Origin of the sequence: Bradyrhizobium sp. LTSP885 (assembly GCF_000938305.1) — a bacterium.
Classification (GTDB): domain Bacteria; phylum Pseudomonadota; class Alphaproteobacteria; order Rhizobiales; family Xanthobacteraceae; genus Bradyrhizobium.
On record NZ_JYMT01000043.1, the window covers coordinates 81,731 to 97,857 of the forward strand.

General features: G+C 64.0%; 15 protein-coding genes and 1 pseudogene. 8 read left to right on the forward strand and 8 right to left on the reverse strand.

What is annotated here, in order from left to right; genetic code table 11:
• Positions 1-50: 50 nt before the first annotated feature.
• The 5 genes from UP09_RS34355 (at position 51) to UP09_RS34375 (ending at position 5,206) form a co-directional block, all read left to right on the forward strand.
• Entirely contained in the window at positions 51-848 is a 798-nt protein-coding gene (locus tag UP09_RS34355; protein ID WP_044542848.1) for a crotonase/enoyl-CoA hydratase family protein, read from the forward strand.
• Entirely contained in the window at positions 845-2,716 is a 1,872-nt protein-coding gene (locus UP09_RS34360) for a feruloyl-CoA synthase (protein WP_044542849.1), read from the forward strand. The genes UP09_RS34355 and UP09_RS34360 overlap by 4 nt, the downstream gene beginning before the upstream one ends.
• 20 nt (positions 2,717-2,736) lie before the next feature.
• A complete protein-coding gene (locus UP09_RS34365) occupies positions 2,737-3,498 on the forward strand; it encodes an SDR family NAD(P)-dependent oxidoreductase (protein WP_044542850.1) in 762 nt (253 codons plus the stop codon).
• Between the two features lie 29 nt (positions 3,499-3,527).
• A complete protein-coding gene (locus UP09_RS34370) occupies positions 3,528-3,947 on the forward strand; it encodes an acyl-CoA thioesterase (protein WP_044543175.1) in 420 nt (139 codons plus the stop codon).
• A gap of 107 nt (positions 3,948-4,054) precedes the next feature.
• Positions 4,055-5,206 carry an ABC transporter substrate-binding protein gene (locus tag UP09_RS34375; protein ID WP_044542851.1) on the forward strand — a complete coding sequence of 384 codons (1,152 nt, stop codon included), beginning with the start codon at positions 4,055-4,057 and terminating at the stop codon, positions 5,204-5,206.
• 414 nt (positions 5,207-5,620) lie between these two features.
• Here UP09_RS34375 and UP09_RS34380 read toward each other — a convergent pair whose 3' ends face one another.
• The 4 genes from UP09_RS34380 to UP09_RS34395 form a co-directional block, all read right to left on the reverse strand.
• Complete coding sequence (locus tag UP09_RS34380; RefSeq protein WP_044542852.1) at positions 5,621-6,016, reverse strand: endonuclease domain-containing protein; 396 nt, start codon at positions 6,014-6,016, stop codon at positions 5,621-5,623.
• A gap of 456 nt (positions 6,017-6,472) precedes the next feature.
• Positions 6,473-7,204: an ABC transporter ATP-binding protein gene (locus UP09_RS34385; protein WP_044542853.1), complete on the reverse strand. Its 732-nt coding sequence runs from the start codon at positions 7,202-7,204 to the stop codon at positions 6,473-6,475.
• Positions 7,201-8,970: a branched-chain amino acid ABC transporter ATP-binding protein/permease gene (locus UP09_RS34390; RefSeq protein WP_044542854.1), complete on the reverse strand. Its 1,770-nt coding sequence runs from the start codon at positions 8,968-8,970 to the stop codon at positions 7,201-7,203. The genes UP09_RS34385 and UP09_RS34390 overlap by 4 nt, the downstream gene beginning before the upstream one ends.
• Positions 8,971-8,973: 3 nt before the next feature.
• Entirely contained in the window at positions 8,974-10,014 is a 1,041-nt protein-coding gene (locus UP09_RS34395; RefSeq protein WP_044543176.1) for a branched-chain amino acid ABC transporter permease, read from the reverse strand.
• Positions 10,015-10,208: 194 nt separating this feature from the next.
• Here UP09_RS34395 and UP09_RS34400 point away from each other — a divergent pair, with 194 nt between their 5' ends.
• Positions 10,209-10,727, forward strand: a complete 519-nt coding sequence (locus UP09_RS34400) for a MarR family winged helix-turn-helix transcriptional regulator (RefSeq protein ID WP_044542855.1) — start codon at positions 10,209-10,211, stop codon at positions 10,725-10,727.
• 219 nt (positions 10,728-10,946) lie between these two features.
• On the opposite strand, the gene UP09_RS34405 is transcribed toward UP09_RS34400, so the two are convergent.
• Positions 10,947-11,366, reverse strand: coding sequence for a DUF1127 domain-containing protein (locus UP09_RS34405; protein ID WP_044542856.1), 420 nt, complete (start codon positions 11,364-11,366; stop codon positions 10,947-10,949).
• Positions 11,367-11,701: 335 nt separating this feature from the next.
• On the opposite strand from UP09_RS34405, the gene UP09_RS34410 reads away from it, so the two are divergent.
• Positions 11,702-12,442, forward strand: a complete 741-nt coding sequence (locus UP09_RS34410; RefSeq protein ID WP_044542857.1) for an imm11 family protein — start codon at positions 11,702-11,704, stop codon at positions 12,440-12,442.
• A gap of 159 nt (positions 12,443-12,601) precedes the next feature.
• Here the strand turns inward: UP09_RS34410 and UP09_RS37940 are convergent, their stop codons facing one another.
• Positions 12,602-13,012 (reverse strand): hypothetical protein, encoded by a 411-nt coding sequence (locus tag UP09_RS37940; protein ID WP_156164928.1) that lies wholly within the window; start codon positions 13,010-13,012, stop codon positions 12,602-12,604.
• A gap of 47 nt (positions 13,013-13,059) precedes the next feature.
• Between UP09_RS37940 and UP09_RS37945 the strand changes: the two are divergent.
• Positions 13,060-13,197, forward strand: a pseudogene (locus UP09_RS37945) (MarR family transcriptional regulator); the annotation flags it as partial.
• A 118-nt stretch (positions 13,198-13,315) separates the two neighbouring features.
• Here UP09_RS37945 and UP09_RS34420 read toward each other — a convergent pair.
• Complete coding sequence (locus UP09_RS34420) at positions 13,316-14,599, reverse strand: glycerate kinase type-2 family protein (protein ID WP_044542859.1); 1,284 nt, start codon at positions 14,597-14,599, stop codon at positions 13,316-13,318.
• A 232-nt stretch (positions 14,600-14,831) separates the two neighbouring features.
• On the reverse strand, positions 14,832-16,058 hold the full coding sequence (locus UP09_RS34425) for an ABC transporter substrate-binding protein (protein ID WP_044542860.1): 1,227 nt from the start codon (positions 16,056-16,058) through the stop codon (positions 14,832-14,834).
• Positions 16,059-16,127 lie beyond the last annotated feature (69 nt).

The window sequence follows — 16,127 nt, forward strand, 5'->3', positions numbered from 1 at the left end:
CCGCCAATAGTTATAAAACATAACTATTCTGGACAGGAAACAATAACGCCATGGGAAACGCCGACGCTGCCGCGGGTGATGCTTCGCTGCTCAGGATCGAGACGCGCGGCACGGTGCTGACCGTGGGGCTCAACCGTCCCGCCAAGCGCAATGCGTTGAACGACGGCATCATCCTGGCGCTGCAGGATTGTTTTTCCGCAATTCCCGACGATGTCGGCGCCGTGGTCATCCACGGCATCGGCGATCACTTCTCCTCCGGCCTCGACCTCTCCGAGCTGACCGAGCGCGACGCCACCGAGGGCCTCATCCACTCCCAGATGTGGCATCGCGTGTTCGACCGTATCCAGTATTGCCGCGTGCCGGTCATTGCCGCGCTGCAGGGCGCCGTGATCGGCGGCGGGCTGGAACTGGCCTGCGCCGCGCATATCCGCGTTGCCGAGCCGTCGGCCTATTTCGCGCTGCCCGAGGGCCAGCGCGGTATCTTCGTCGGCGGTGGCGGCTCGGTGCGGCTGCCGCGCCTGATCGGCGTGCCGCGGATGGCCGACATGATGCTGACCGGCCGGGTCTATTCCGCGACCGAAGGCGCGGCCTACGGCTTCTCGCAATACCTCACCGAAGCCGGCGGCGCGCTGGCGAAGTCGTTGGAGCTGGCCGAGCGGGTTGCTGCGAACGCGCCGCTGACCAATTTTGCCGTGCTGCAGGCGTTGCCGATGATCGCGGAGGCCAATCCGCAGACCGGCCTCTTGATGGAATCGCTGATGGCGACCGTGGCGCAGAGCGACAAGGAGGCCAAAAAACGCATCCGCGCGTTCCTCGATCGCAAGACCGCCAAGGTGAAGCCGACATGAGCGCGAAGCCCGACATGTCTGCGACCAGCGCGCATCCGCTGCGCCCGATCTCGTTCGGCAATCCTGAGGTCACTGTCGAGCGCCGCGACGACGGCACGATCTATCTGCGCCCAAAGGTCAAACTCGCCGACTATCCGGTCCGCATCACCGATCGCCTGCATCATTGGGCGAGGGCCGAACCGAACCGCGTGTTCATGGCCGAGCGCGTCGCCGGCGGCGGCTGGCGGCAGATCACCTACGCGCAACTGCTGGATACGACGCGTCGCATCGCCTCCGCGCTGATCGCGCGCGGGCTGTCGGCGGGAAGGCCGATCGTGATTCTATCAGGCAATTCGATCGATCACGCGCTGATCGCGTTCGGCGCGCTGTATGCCGGCATTCCGTTCTGCCCGGTCTCGCCGGCCTATTCGCTGGTGTCGCGTGACTATGGCAAGCTGAACTTCCTGATCAAGCTGTTGACGCCCGGGCTCGTCTTCGTCGACGACGCCGACAAATTCGCCGATGCGCTGCGCGTCAACGTGCCCCTGGGCACCGAGATCGCGGCAACCCGTGGTGCGGTGGCCGGTCGCGATGTGACCCGGCTCGCCGATCTCATCGCGACGGCGGAAGACCCGCGCCTCGACGCCATCAATGACGGCATCGGCCCCGACACGATCGCAAAATTTCTGCTGACCTCGGGTTCGACCGGCAATCCCAAGGCCGTCATCAACACCCAGCGCATGATCTGCGCCAACCAGGTGATGCTACGCGAGACGCTGGCCTTCCTGAAGGACGAGCCGCCTGTGATCGTCGACTGGCTGCCGTGGAATCACACCTTTGGCGGCAACCACAATATCGGGCTGACGCTCTACAATGGCGGTTCGATGTATCTCGACGAGGGCAAGCCGATGCCCGGCGGCATCGAGGAGACCGTGCGAAACCTGCGCGAGATCTCGCCGACGGTCTATTTCAACGTACCCAAGGGCTATGAATCGCTGCTGCCCTATCTGCGCGACGACGCGAGCCTGCGGGCAAAATTCTTCGACCGGCTGCATGCGATGTTCTTCTCCGGCGCGGCGCTGTCGCCGTTCATCTGGAACAGCCTCGATGAGCTCGCCGTGCAGGAGAAGGGCTATCGGGTGCCGATGCTGACCGGGCTCGGCGCCACCGAGACCTCGCCGTTCTTCATGTCGGTACGTCCGGACACCAGCCGCTCCGGCCATGTCGGCCTTCCGGTGTCGGGCAATGACGCAAAACTGCTGCCGAACAATGGCAAGCTGGAGGTCCGCGCCAAGGGGCCGAACGTCACGCCCGGCTACTGGCGCCAGCCGGAATTGACCGCGAAAGCGTTCGACGAGGAAGGCTTCTACAAATTCGGCGATGCGCTGAAGCCGGTCGATCCTGGCAATTTCGATGCCGGTTTCGACTTCGACGGCCGGATCGCCGAGGACTTCAAGCTGGCAAGCGGCACCTGGGTCAGCGTCGGCCCGTTGCGCGCGCGCTTCGTCGGCACCTGCGCGCCGCTGGTGCGTGACGTCGTCATCGCCGGCCTCAATCACGACGAGATCTCGGCGCTCGTCATCCTCGATCTCGATGGCTGCCGGCTGATCAATCCAAACCTTGCGGCGAACGACATTGCCGCGGCGGCCAGCGATCCGAAGGTGCGCGCCGCGTTCCGCGAGCGCTTCACGCGGTTTCTCGCCAGTGCCACCGGCTCGTCGACCCGCATCACCCGTGCGGTCCTGCTCGATACCCCGCTGTCGATCGACCGCGGTGAGGTCACTGACAAAGGCTCGATCAACCAGCGCGCCGTGCTGGAGCATCGCGCCGCCCTGATCGAGACGCTCTATGCGCCGGTGCCGCCGGCATCCGTGATCAAGCTTAGCTGACTATCAAAGAGGAGAACGCCATGCAGTTGAAGGACCATGCCGCTATCGTCACCGGCGGCGCATCGGGATTGGGTGCCGCAACCGCGCGCCGGCTGGCCGCCCAGGGCGCCAAGGTCGCAGTCTGCGACCTCAACGCAAAACTCGCCGAGAGCGTTGCGGCCGAGATCGGCGGCATTCCGCTGGTCTGCGACGTGTCGGATGCGGCGGCGGCCGAAGCGGCGGTCGCGGAAGCCGCCAAGGCGCATGGCCCGGCCCGCGTGCTGGTGAATTGCGCCGGCATCGGCGTGGCAAAGCGCGTGATCGGCCGCGAGGGGCCGATGGCGCTTTCCGATTTCGAGAAGGTGATCAAGGTCAACCTGATCGGCTCGTTCAACATGCTGCGGCTCGCGACATCGGGCATGTCCAAGCTCGAGCCGCTCGCCACCGGTGAACGTGGCGTCGTGATCTGCACCGCCTCGGTTGCGGCCTATGACGGCCAGATCGGGCAGGCGGCGTATTCGGCCTCGAAGGGCGGCATCGTCGCGATGACCTTGCCGATCGCGCGCGAACTGGCGCAGTTCGGCATCCGCGTGCTGACGATCGCGCCCGGCCTGTTCATGACGCCGCTGCTCGGTAGCCTGCCGCAGGAGGCGCAGGATTCGCTCGCCGCCGCGATCCCGTTCCCGCGCCGGCTCGGTCAGGCCGACGAGTTCGCCTCGCTGGCGCTGCACATGATCGACAATCCCTATCTGAACGGCGAAGTGGTGCGGCTCGATGCCGCGCTCCGGATGGCGCCGCGCTAGAGCATGATCATGATCATCGAGGGTAAATGATGTTCGTCACCCGGCGCGACGTGCAGATCCAGTGGGGCGATTGCGACCCCGCCAACATCGTCTATTACCCGCGCTACTTCGCGATGTTCGACGATTCGACCTCGATCATGTTCGAAGCGGCCGGCTTCTCGAAGCAGGATATCATCAAGACGTACGGCCTGGTCGGCATCCCCATGGTCGACACGCGGGCGAAATTCCACATCCCGTCGACCCATGGCGACTGGATTACCATCGAGAGCCGGATCGACAGCATCAAGCGGTCGAGCTTCGAGGTGGTACACCGGGTCTTCAAGGGCGAGGCGCTTGCGATCGAGGCCTTCGAGATCCGGGTGCTGGTCGGCCGTCACCCGGATGATCCCGCCAAGCTGAAATCGGCGCCGTTTCCGCAGGAGATCATCGACCGTTTCATGCAAGGCTGACTTGTTCATGAAGGGCTGACTTGCCGTCCTTCATGACCTAAAGAAGGGGCTGAATTGGCCCGCAAAACCGGCTTAAACCCAAAAAACATATCCGCAGGGAGGAATGAATGAAGAAGGCCACTCTCGCCGCAGCAGTGCTCGCGGCGATTTTTGCGCTGCCGGGCTCGCCGTCGCAGGCGCAGACCAGTGACATCACCATCGGTATCTCGATCTCGACCACGGGACCGGCCGCAGCCCTCGGCATCCCCGAGCGCAACGCGCTGGATTTCGTGCCGAAGGAAATCGCCGGCGTGCCGCTGAAGCTGATCGTGCTGGATGATGGCGGCGATCCGACGGCTGCGACCACCAACGCGCGGCGCTTCGTCACCGAGTCCAAGGCCGATATCATCATGGGCTCCTGCACCACGCCGCCGTCGATCGCGGTCTCGACGGTCGCCAACGAGGCCGGCATCCCGCATTTCGGTCTGGCGCCGTTCCCGATCAACGAGGCGCGCGCAAAATGGTCGGTCGATTTGCCGCAGTCGATCCCGATCATGGCCAAGGTGCTGTACGAGCACATGAAGGCGCACAACATCAAGACCGTCGGCTATATCGGCTACTCCGATTCGTACGGCGATCTCTGGGTCAACGATTTCAAGACCACCGCCGTGCCGATGGGCCTGACCATGACCGACGAGGAGCGTTTTGCGCGTCCCGACACCTCGGTCGCGGGCCAGGTGCTGAAGCTCGTCGCCGCCAATCCCGACGCGATCCTGATCGGCGCCTCCGGCACTGCCGCGGCGCTGCCGCAGACCGCGCTGCGCGAGCGCGGCTACAAGGGTCTGATCTACCAGACCCACGGCGCCGCCAGCATGGACTTCATCCGCATCGCGGGTGCGGCCGCCGAGGGCGTCATCATGTCGGCGGGCCCGGTGATGTCGCCGGAGACGCAAGCTGACAGCGCGCTGACCAAGAAGCCGGGCCTCGCGCTCAACACGGCCTATGAAGCCAAATACGGCGCCAACAGCCGCAGTCAGTTCGCAGGCCATTCCTACGACGCCTTCGAGGTGCTGAAGCGGATCATCCCGGTGGCGCTGAAAACCGCCAAGCCCGGCACGCCGGAATTCCGCGAGGCGATCCGCCAGGCGTTCCTCAGCGAGAAGGAGATCGTCGCGACCCAAGGCGTCTACAACTGGACCGAAAAGGACCGCTACGGCCTCGACGACCGCTCGCGGATCCTGCTGACGGTCAAGGACGGGAAGTACGTTCCGGCGATGTGAGTTGGATTGCGTGATATCGACACAGACGAGCCGGTCTTCGCAAGGAGGCCGGCTCTTTCTCTTACCCTCCCCTGGAGGGGGAGGATCGCCTCGCATCGCGGAGCGATGAGAGGCGGGGTGGGGTGACAGTCTATCGTCGTCGGAGGTGCTTCAATGGAACCGCTTCGGCGTCACGCGAACCATAGAGCTCGACGTAGATCCGCTCCGGCACCGCATTTGCGGCTTCACCCCACCCCGATCGCATCCGACGATGCTGCGCATCGCCGTTTGCGCTCGACCCTCCCCCTCCAGGGGAGGGTGAAGTGGAGTGCAATCATCGCATGAATGCAAGGCTATCGGTTCTTCTCACCCTCCCCTGAAGGGGGAGGGTCGCCTCGCATCGCGGAGCGATGAGAGGCGGGGTGGGGTGACAGCCTATCGTCGTCGGAGGTGCTTCAATGGAACGGCTTCGGCGTCACGCGAACCATAGAGCTCGACGTAGATCCGCTCCAGCACCGCATTGAGGTCGGCCGTGATCTCCGAATTCCAGAATCGGATGACGCGATATCCTTCCCTTTCGAGCCACGCCTGCCGTTCACGATCGCGGTGGGCTGTTTCGTCCTCGTTGTGGTGCCCGCCGTCCAACTCGATGATCAGTCGTTTCGCAGGACAGAAGAAGTCGACGACGTAAGGACCGATAGGAGCCTGACGCCGAAAATGTGTACCGTCGACCGGTAGCTCTCGCAACGCTCGCCACAGAATCCGCTCGTGCGGTGTGGTGTTAGCGCGAAGCTTCCTGGCAGTCGCTCTGCGGATCGACGTTGACACCATTTGTGCGGCTTCACCCCACCCCGATCGCATCCGACGATGCTGCGCATCGCCGTTTGCGCTCGACCCTCCCCCTCCAGGGGAGGGTGAAGTGGAGCGCAATCATCGCGTGAATGCAAGATGATCGATTCTTCTTACCCTCCCCTGGAGGGGGAGGGTCGGTTCACATCGCGTCAGCGACGTGAACCGGGGTGGGGTGACAGTCTATCGTCGTCGGGGAGCTTCAATGGAACGGCTTCGGCTTCACCCCACCCCGATCGCATCCGACGATGCTGCGCATCGCCGTTTGCGCTCGACCCTCCCCTTCCAGGGGAGGGTGAAGTGGAGCGCAATCATCGCGTAAATGCAAGATGATCGATTCTTCTTACCCTCCCCTGGAGGGGGAGGGTCGGTTCACATCGCGTCAGCGACGTGAACCGGGGTGGGGTGAAGGTCTATCTGCATCCGAGCTTCCACAACTCAAATCGCGCTCTCGCCCTCGTACTGAAAGCCGAGATAGCTCGCGGCGACACCCTTGTTGGCTGCGATCTCCTTCGCCGTGCCTGACAGCACGAACTCGCCGAGCTCCATCACATAGGCGCGGTCGGCGATTTGCAGTGCTGCCTGTGCGTTCTGCTCGACCAACAATACCGAGACGCCGGCGGCGCGGAGCTCGCTGACGATGCGGAAAATGTCGGCGACGATGATCGGGGCAAGGCCAAGACTCGGCTCGTCCAGCATCAGCAGCTTCGGCGCGCCCATCAGCGCACGCCCCATCGCCAGCATCTGCTGCTCGCCGCCGGACAGCGTGCCGGCGAGCTGCTTGCGCCGCTCCTTCAGGCGCGGAAACAGCGCGTAGACCTTCTCGATCGAGATCGCCGCGGTGGCCTTCGCAATCCGGAAGGCGCCGAGCTCCAGATTGTCCTCGACATTCATCGAGCCGAACAATTCGCGATGCTCCGGCACCAGGCTGAGGCCACTGGCGACGCGGTCCTCGATATCGAGCGGCGTCAGATCAGTGCCGGCGAAGGTCGCGCGGCCCTTCAGCGGCAGGATGCCCATCACGGCGTTGAGCAGCGTGCTCTTGCCGGCGCCGTTGGCGCCGATGATGGTGACGATCTCGTTCTCGGCGACGTCGAGCGAGACGCCGCGCACGGCCTCGACCTTGCCGTAGGCAATGTGGACGTCGCTGACCGTCAACAGCGCGCTCATGCCGCGGCTCCGAGATAGGCCTTGATCACGTCGGGATTGCGCTTGATCGCGGCGGGCGTGCCCTCGGCGATCTTGGTGCCGAAATCGAGCACCACGATGCGGTCGGCGAGATCCATCACGAAGCCCATGTCGTGCTCGACCAGCAGCACCGACATGCCGCCGTCGCGCAATTGCCGGAGCAGCGCGGCGAGCCGCTGCTTCTCCATGTGGCGCAATCCCGCGGCGGGCTCGTCGAGCAGCAGCAGCATCGGATCGACGCACAGCGCCCGCGCAATCTCGACGATGCGCTGCTGCCCGAGCGACAGCGAGCCGGCGAGCTGGTCGACCTGCTCGGACAGGCCGACGCGTTCGATCTGCCGGGCGGCTTCCGCCAGCAGCTTCGCTTCGTCGGCGCGGTCGAGCCGCAGCATGCTCGATATCGCGCCGGACGACCCGCGCAGATGCGCACCGATCGCGACGTTCTCCAGCACGGTCATATCAGGCACCAGCTTGACGTGCTGGAACGTCCTGGCCACGCCAAGCTTGACCACCTCCTGCGGCGGTGCGTTGGCAACCTCCTTGCCGAGCACCGAGATCTTGCCGCCGGTTGCGGTCAACACGCCGGTGATCAGGTTGAAGGTCGTGCTCTTGCCGGCGCCGTTCGGGCCGATCAGCGCGACGATCTCGCGGGCATTGACCTCGAAGGAGACGTCGTTGACGGCGACCACGCCGCCGAACTGCTTGCGTGCCTTCTCGATCCGCAGAAGTGCCCCCGACGTCACGGGCGCCTGCTCGCGGGCCGGCAGCTTGAGGGAGGTGTCCGGCGTCCTGCGGCCCGGCTTGAACGGCAGCCGCGACATCAGCCACGGCCAGACGCCTGCTGGTGCGAGTTGCAGCAGCAGCACCAGCAGGATGCCGAACACGATGGTCTCGAGCTGGCTCTGGCCGCCGAAGATGTAGGGGAGATAGCTCTGCAGCACCTCCTTGAGGATCACGACGATGCCGGCGCCGAGCACCGCACCCCAGACGTAACCCGCGCCGCCGACGACCGCGATGAACAGATATTCGATGCCGGCCTGCGCGCCGAACGGCGTCGGATTGGCGGCGCGCTGGAAATGCGCATAGAGCCAGCCGGACAGGCCGGCCAGAACAGCCGCGTAGATGAACACCAGAAGCTTGGCGCGTGGCGTCTGCACGCCAAAGGCCTCGGCCGCGATATGGCCGCGGCGCAGCGCGCGGATGGCGCGGCCGGTGCGGGAATCCAGCAGGTTCATGGTCAGCAGCGCCGAGATCAGCACCCCGACCCAGATCGCGTAATAGATCGTGTCGGGGCTCAGCATCTTGAACGTGCCGATCGACAGCGGCGGTATGCCGGAGATGCCGTCATTGCGGCCGAGGAATTCGAGCTTGCTGAACAGATAGAACAGCCCGATGCCCCAGGCGATGGTGCCGAGCGGCAGATAGTGGCCGGACAGCCGCACCGTGACGATGCCGAGCAGCACGGCGGCGATGCCGCTGACCACGAGCGAGGCCGGCAGCGTCAGCCATGGCGAGACGCCGTAGGCTGTGGTCAGCACCGCCGTGGTGTAGGCGCCGAAGCCGCAGAATGCGGCCTGGCCGAACGAAGTGAGACCGCCGACGCCGGTGAGCAGCACCAGCCCCATCGCGACCAGGGCGGCGAGGCCGATATTGTCGAGCAGCACGATCCAGAACGGCGGAACGCCGGGGAGGAACGGGATCACCGCCATCAGGAGCGCGAAGATGATGAGGGGCAGCCGCTGCGTCATCGCTCAATCCTTCTCTTCCTCGACCGCGGGTGCCGCGAGCGAACGCAGCACCAGCACGGGGAGGATCAGGAAGAAGACGATGACTTCCTTGAAATTGCTGGCGTAGAACGAGGAGAAGGCCTCGACGATGCCGACCACGATGGCCGCGACCGCGGTCAGGGGATAGCTGACGAGGCCGCCGATGATCGCGGCGATGAAGCCCTTCAGGCCGATCAGAAAGCCGGTGTCGTAATAGAGCGTCGTGATCGGCACGATCAGGATCCCCGAAAGCGCGCCGATCACGGAGGCGAGCAGGAACGCGATCTGGCCAGAGAGCGAAGTGCGGATGCCGACGAGGCGGGCGCCGAGCCGATTGACGGCGGTGGCGCGCAGCGCCTTGCCGGTCCTTGTATAGCCGAAGAACAGCCACAGCCCGACAATGAAGGCGACCGTCAGCGCATAGACCGCAAGGCTCTGGCCGGTGAAGCGCAGCGGGCCGGCGGTCACCGCGGCGCTCGACAGTGCAGGCCCGCGCAATCCTTCGGCGCCGAAGAACACGAGGCCAAGGCCCTGCAATGCGAGGTGGCAGCCGACGGCAGCAATCAACAGCACCAGCACGGATGTATGCGCGATCGGCTGGAACGCGATGCGGTAGAGGAACAACCCGATCGCGGCCACGATCAGCAGTGCCAGCGCGATATTGACGGCCATCGGCGTCTTGGGGCCGACCAGCGCATAGGTGAGGGCGAGCAGCGCAACGGGAAAGACGATGTTGAGCGCGGCGGAGCGCAGCACCAGCTTTGCGCGCAGGGCCTTGCGCGCAAAGAACAGGTCGAGGCCGAAGGCAACGACGCCCATCGCGACGGCGAGCCGCACTGTGCCGGGCACCTGTCCGGCCGCCAGCATGGCGTAGCTCAGCGCGCCATAGGTGACGAATTCGCCCTGCGGGATCAGGATCACCCGCGTGACCGCAAACACCAGCACCAGCGCCAGCCCGAGCAGCGCGTAGATCGCGCCGTTGGTGATGCCGTCCTGCAGCAGGAACAGCATGATCGTCGTGTTCAAGACCGCGCGCTCCCCCTCAAGCGTCAACCCGCCGTCGTCACCAGGAACGGCCGGGCTGACCAATATCGGTTGTTGCAATATCGGTTGTTGAAAGCCACCAATATTTGATATGGTTCATAACAATTATCAATTATAATCTCAAGACCCACGAGCGCTGCGCAGGGATATTGTATCTGGATTGCGAGCCACGAGCGATGACTGTTCCCAAATCCGCCTCCGATGCCATCAGGCCGGCCCGCCCCTCGCGCAAGGATATCGTCGATCCCGCCGGCGACGACAGCATGCTGCAGCTGGGCGAGCTGTCCGGACTGCTCGGCTATTCGCTGAAGCGCGCGCAACTCAAGGTGTTCGAGGACTTCCTGCGCTGCGTCGCTCCGCTGCAACTGACGCCGGCGCAGTTCTCGGTGCTGCTGCTGCTCGACAAGAACCCCGGCCGCAACCAGACCGAGATCGCCAACACGCTCGGCATCCTCCGCCCGAACTTCGTCGCCATGCTCGACGCGCTGGAGAGCCGCGACCTTTGTGCACGGATGCGCTCCACCAACGACCGCCGCTCTCACATCCTGGTTCTGACCGACAAGGGCCGCGCCGTGCTGGCCCGCGCCAAGAAGCTGGTCGCCACCAAGCACGAGGCGCGGCTGATCGAAGTGCTCGGACCGTCGAACCACGCCGCGCTGCTGGAGATGCTGGCGAAGCTGGCGCGGGAGTATTAGCGCTCCCGCCCTCACCACGTCATTGCGAGGAGCTCGCGACAAAATTGCAAGGCAATTTTGCGCTGAAGCGACGAAGCAATCCATGCCTCCGCAAGCGGTGCGATGGATTGCTTCGCTGAGCCTGTCATCGGGCGCGCGTTCGAGCGACCCGTTGGCTCGCAATGACGGTAAGACCGCTCGCTGCACAACGTGCGGAACTGGACGGTGGTTCACCATCAGTTACATCAAACCACGAGACAGCCATTGATACGCCGTGCCATCCCTGAGCCTTTCGATGGCTTGGTTCGCGACGATGTGTTCGATGTCACCTTGTGGCACACCGATATCCATCAGCGCTCTCTCGCTCAGGTCGCGCAAACTGACTCGCAACCTCTCGCGCTGGTGCCGCTCTCGAAGCGCACGCCAATAGTCCCGCAGCAAATCCAAGACGCTCCGCTCCAAGACGCTCCGCGTCGATGCGACTGGTGGTCCAGCCGCTTCCTTTTCCGAGAAAGCGTCTCTCAGCGTTGCGATGGAGGCATCGGGGCGCGCCTCGGCAAAAGCATCGCCCGTAGCGTTTTTCACCAAAGCGATGGTGAGGCGGGGCCTTGCGGCGTCGCGCCTGGTCAGGGATGTGACGTTCGTCTGTTGGGGTGGCATCGGATGCTCCTGCTGTTGTGCCGGCAGGGAGCTTGGCCAAACAAAAGGCCCCGTCCGATGCCGGCGGGGCCTGGTGAAAAGATCGCGTCGTCGAATTCCTAGCGCACGACTCCTTCCACGGCCCAGCGAGAGCGGGTCATGTGTTTACGGTTCGAAATGCGCGCGACGTTGATCATCACGCGCAACTACCACGGAGATCGCGCAAAATCAAGGGTGTCCAAGTTACTCGCATCCCGGCTACTCGCATCCTGGAGGCGAGCTCCCCTGACCTGACGCAGACCTTGGGTTGTCAGAGCTTTTGGGACTGCACTAGACTGACAGCGCGTGGGGTAGTCATGGTCTACAAGTTCGATCCGAGATGGTTCAACGGCACAATCTTTCAGTTCAACGACGCGTCGCGGATGTCCAAAGGCTGGATGGAATACGAGCGTCGTTGCCAACCAATCCCGCCTTCCTATTTTCCAGGATCGCTTATCGTCGAGAGAGCAAAGGCACCGCTGCCCGACCTGTTTCACACTTCGCGAGGCCTCTTCGTTGTGTCCGAGCGAGCACGGGCGATCTTTGAGAAACTGGCCCCCGGGGAGGTTGAATTCATTCCTGTTGAAATCAGGAAAGCCTCCACAGGCTGGCGAAATCCATTCGTCGACGCCTACTATTCGGTGAAGGATTTGGGCCGTCCGGTGGCCGCGCAATTCGTAAGGGGCCAACCTGACTTCCTTCTGGTATGCGATGAACCAAAGCCGCGCATCACATTGCGCCTCAATCTCGCGAGCGCCTACTATTTCATAAATGTCCTCGGCCGCGCACAGCGGATGCTGTGGCTCCAAACGCCGTCAAGTCAATTTGGACCGCAGGAGGACGAAGTAGAGCGATTTGGGCTGACACAGGACTTTCATAAATGGAGATTGTGTGAGCGCTCCGGCGGAGAACCACTCATCTGGCGCGAAACGTGGTGGCGCGATGGCAATAAGGAGTACCGAGGTCATAACGAAGTTCTCGTCGACGACATTCTTTGGCGAGCGCTTGACGAAAGGTTTCCTGATCAACTTCACCCTCTGCGGGCCGGTCAGCCCTAGACCCGTGGTGCAGAGAAGTGACGATGACCGCCACTGGGCCTTTTGAGGCATACGGTCGAGGCCTCAGAATGTCCGTCCTCTGGGCAGGTCCAGAAGTCATCGGCTCCTGGTCGGAATGACGCGGTTGACCCGGAGCGGGGATCGTGACCGGCACCCAGATCATTCCCGCATTTGAACCAACACCAAATCTGGCCACACTACAAACCAGGTAGCGCTCATGCATGCCTGCGTCCGGCCCTCAACCCTGCCGAATCGACGAGCAATACGGCCCGGTCGTCCAATCAGGACCTGATGAACGGATGTCGAATGCATTTTTTCTTTTATGAGATCGTCGCTCGCATTGTCGCAATCTATTTGGGCGTCGATTGCATTCGAAAGGTGCAGTCTGGCCTTGTCGAGAGAAAGATCACGTCCTTCCTTCGTGGTACTGGTATTTTTGACTTGGTCGCAGAGAGTCTTTTGGGCTGGCCGAGTCAGGTTTTTCACAGAGACACCGCGCCGGTCCGGTACTGGATGGAAATGGGCCACCAGACTGTAGCCTTTCTTGCGTGCCTCGTTGTTGCGATACATGGGTGGTGGCAGCCAAGCGCCTGAGCATCCGCTTATGGCCCAAGGCCGACATGGGCCGCGCCGTGCTGGCGCGCGCCAAGAAGCTGGTCGCCAACAAGCATGAAGCGCGGTTGATCGAGGTGCTCGGACCGTCGAACCACGCCGCGCTGCTGGAGATGCTGGCAAAGCTCGCGCGGGAGTATTGAGGGGCTGTCATTCCGGGGCTCGCGAAGCGAGAACCCGGAATCCATTGCGCAGCAAGCTTCGCGGCTGAATGGATTCCGGGCTCAGCCCTTCGGGCTGCCCCGGAATGACGAAGGTGGATCAATCCACCAAAATCACGCGCACGTCGTTGACGTTGGTCAGCGTCGGGCCCGTCAGCAACAAATCGCCGGTCTGCGCGAAGAATCCCGTCGCGTCGTTGTTTGCGAGATAGGCCTTCGGATCCAGCCCCAGCGATTTCATCTTCGCAAATGTCGCCTGATCGATGACCGCGCCGGCCGGATCGCTGGCGCTGCCGGCGCCGCCGTCGGCGCCGTCGGTGTCGGCGGCGAGTGCCGAGATGTCGGGCGTATCCTGGAGCAGATCGGCGAGCGCCAGCGCGTATTCCTGGTTGGGGCCGCCGCGGCCGTTGCCGCGTACGGTCACCGTGAGCTCGCCGCCGGAGATGATCGCGACGCGCTTGCCCTCGCTGCGGGCCTGCAGCGCGAGGCGGGCGTGAGCGGCGGCGACGTCACGGGCCTCGCCTTCGAGATCGGCGCCGAGCGCGATCGTCTCGTAGCCGGCGTCGCGCGCGACTTTCACCGCGGCATCGATCGAGGCCTCTGGTTTCGCCAGCAGTTCGAACGTCGCGCGCGCAAAGGCGGGATCGCCGGGCTTGCAGCTCTCGTTCCTGGGATCGTCGAGCGCCCGGCGTACGGCGTCGTCGACCGCGAGATTGTATCTGGCGACCAGCGCGCGGGCGTCGGCGAGTGTCGTCGTATCAGGCACCGTCGGCCCCGATGCGATCGCGGAGGGATCATCATGCGGCACGTCTGATATCGCGAGCGTCACGATCTCGGCGGCGCGTTGGCCGGCGCGCGCCAGCCGTCCGCCCTTGATGCGCGACAGGTGCTTGCGGACGATGTTCATCTCGCCGATCGGCGCGCCCGAGCGCAGCAGCGCGCGGTTGACCTGCTGCTTCTGCGCAAAGCTCACGCCCTCGACCGGTGCGATCCAGTTCGCCGAGCCGCCGCCGGTCAGCAGCACCAGCAAGAGATCGTCAGACGTCGCCTCGGCAGCGAGCCGCAGCGTATCGTCGGCCGCCTTCAGCCCGGCCTCGTCGGGCACGGGATGGCCGGCCTCGACCACCTTGATGCGCCGGGTCGGCACGCCGTGGCCGTGACGCGTCGTCGCGATGCCGACCAGCCGAGACGGATCGAGCCCGAGCCCGTCGAGATAGTGCCGTTCGGCCGCCGCGGCCATCGCGCCGGCGCCCTTGCCGGCGGCGAGGCAGATGATCCGTCCCTTCGGCACCGGCCGCAGCCGTGACGCCAGCACGACGTCGGGGTGCGCGGCCGCAACGGCGGCATCGAAGATCGAACGCAGCAGGGGACGTCGGTCGGTCATGGCAGGACTCACGAACAGCAGGGTGTGACGAGATGAAGCTGAATTGCAAGCTGCAGCATTCCCTCTCCCGCTTGCGGGGGGCCAGGGGAGCGCTTGCACGATTTCGGAATATTGGAAGAATAACGCGGAGTTGCCCGACGTGTCAAGTTCCTGGTCGAGCGTCGGCCGTCATCGGTTACTTTGGATCGGCTACTTTGCATGGGGTTGTTTTCGATATTTTCAGGTGATCCCGCTAGTTGCCGACGATTTCACCACTGATGACGTCGCCGAACAGCTGCCAGCGTTCGCCCTTGAACTGCATCAGTTGCAACTGCTCGATCGGCTGGAAGTCGTCGGGGCCGGTCGACAGCGTCACGCCTGGCAGCAGGCCGCCCTGCGCGAACTGCTGCAGGCTCGCCGCCTGCTTCATGACATTGGCGCGCGTCAGGTCATCGCCGCAGCGGCGCAGCACCTCGACCATGGTGGTCGCCATGTTGTAGCCGGTCATCGCGGAGGCATCGACGCGATTGGTCTCGGGCATGTATTTGGCGAGCAGCTCGTCGAACGCCTTCATGCCGGCGTCATCCTTCCACTGCGGGTCGCTGGCGTCCTTGGCGTAGGCTGCCGAGATCACGCCCTGCGCATTGTCCATGCCCGCCGGTCGCATCACGGTTGCGGTCGAGGCCGAGACGTTGGAGACGATCGTGACCGGCTTCCAGTTCATCTCGCCGACCTTCTTGATCGCCTGCGCGCCGAATTTCGGCGTAGTGAAGAAGATGATGACGTCGGGGTTGGATGATTTCAGCCGCACCACGTGCGAGTCGATGGTGGGCTCGGCAACCTCGTAGCTCTCCTCGGCGACGATGCGCGCGGGATCGCTGGCGAAGCCGTCCTTGAGGCCCTTGAGATAGTCCTTGCCCATGTCGTCGTTCTGGTAGAGCACCGCGATCTTCGCGGCCGGCTTCTCCTTGATCAGATATTTCGCGTAGATGCGCGACTCGCTCTGGTAGCTCGGCAGCCAGCCCATGGTCCATGGGAAGGTCTGTGGGGCGTTCCACTTGGTCGCACCGGTGGCGACGAACAGCTGCGGCACCTTCTTGGCGTTGAGGTACTTCTGGATTGCGGTGTTCGAGGCGGTGCCGAGCGTGCCGAACAGGAACAGCACCTCGTCGCTCTCGACCAGCTTGCGGGCCTGCTCGACCGCCTTGGGCGGCGAATAGGCATCGTCATAGGAGATGAAGTTGATCTTGCGCCCGTTGATGCCGCCGTCGTCGTTCGCCTTCTTGAACACGGCGGCCATCGCCTTGCCGACCACGCCATAGGCCGAGGCCGGCCCGCTATAGGGCACGATGTTGCCGATCCTGATCTCGGTGTTGCTGGCGCCCGTATCGTATTTCTTCTGCGCCAGCGCCGCGCTGCAGCTCGCGGCGGCAATGGTGAGGCCGAGGAGGGCGGTCGCGACGCGGTGTCTGATCGGCATAGCCACTTGAAGGTCTCCCGGTTCTTGCGCGCCTCACGGAAAGGCGCCGGCTTGTTGTTCGCTCTGCCG

What these genes read in the sequence shown, in the direction of transcription:
- UP09_RS34355 (WP_044542848.1), top strand. Translation starts at nt 51, where the DNA reads ATGGGAAACGCCGACGCTGCCGCGGGTGATGCTTCGCTGCTCAGGATC.
- UP09_RS34360 (WP_044542849.1), top strand. Translation starts at nt 845, where the DNA reads ATGAGCGCGAAGCCCGACATGTCTGCGACCAGCGCGCATCCGCTGCGC.
- UP09_RS34365 (WP_044542850.1), top strand. Translation starts at nt 2,737, where the DNA reads ATGCAGTTGAAGGACCATGCCGCTATCGTCACCGGCGGCGCATCGGGA.
- UP09_RS34370 (WP_044543175.1), top strand. Translation starts at nt 3,528, where the DNA reads ATGTTCGTCACCCGGCGCGACGTGCAGATCCAGTGGGGCGATTGCGAC.
- UP09_RS34375 (WP_044542851.1), top strand. Translation starts at nt 4,055, where the DNA reads ATGAAGAAGGCCACTCTCGCCGCAGCAGTGCTCGCGGCGATTTTTGCG.
- UP09_RS34380 (WP_044542852.1), bottom strand. Translation starts at nt 6,016, where the DNA reads ATGGTGTCAACGTCGATCCGCAGAGCGACTGCCAGGAAGCTTCGCGCT.
- UP09_RS34385 (WP_044542853.1), bottom strand. Translation starts at nt 7,204, where the DNA reads ATGAGCGCGCTGTTGACGGTCAGCGACGTCCACATTGCCTACGGCAAG.
- UP09_RS34390 (WP_044542854.1), bottom strand. Translation starts at nt 8,970, where the DNA reads ATGACGCAGCGGCTGCCCCTCATCATCTTCGCGCTCCTGATGGCGGTG.
- UP09_RS34400 (WP_044542855.1), top strand. Translation starts at nt 10,209, where the DNA reads ATGACTGTTCCCAAATCCGCCTCCGATGCCATCAGGCCGGCCCGCCCC.
- UP09_RS34405 (WP_044542856.1), bottom strand. Translation starts at nt 11,366, where the DNA reads ATGCCACCCCAACAGACGAACGTCACATCCCTGACCAGGCGCGACGCC.
- UP09_RS34410 (WP_044542857.1), top strand. Translation starts at nt 11,702, where the DNA reads ATGGTCTACAAGTTCGATCCGAGATGGTTCAACGGCACAATCTTTCAG.
- UP09_RS37940 (WP_156164928.1), bottom strand. Translation starts at nt 13,012, where the DNA reads ATGTATCGCAACAACGAGGCACGCAAGAAAGGCTACAGTCTGGTGGCC.
- UP09_RS34420 (WP_044542859.1), bottom strand. Translation starts at nt 14,599, where the DNA reads ATGACCGACCGACGTCCCCTGCTGCGTTCGATCTTCGATGCCGCCGTT.
- UP09_RS34425 (WP_044542860.1), bottom strand. Translation starts at nt 16,058, where the DNA reads ATGCCGATCAGACACCGCGTCGCGACCGCCCTCCTCGGCCTCACCATT.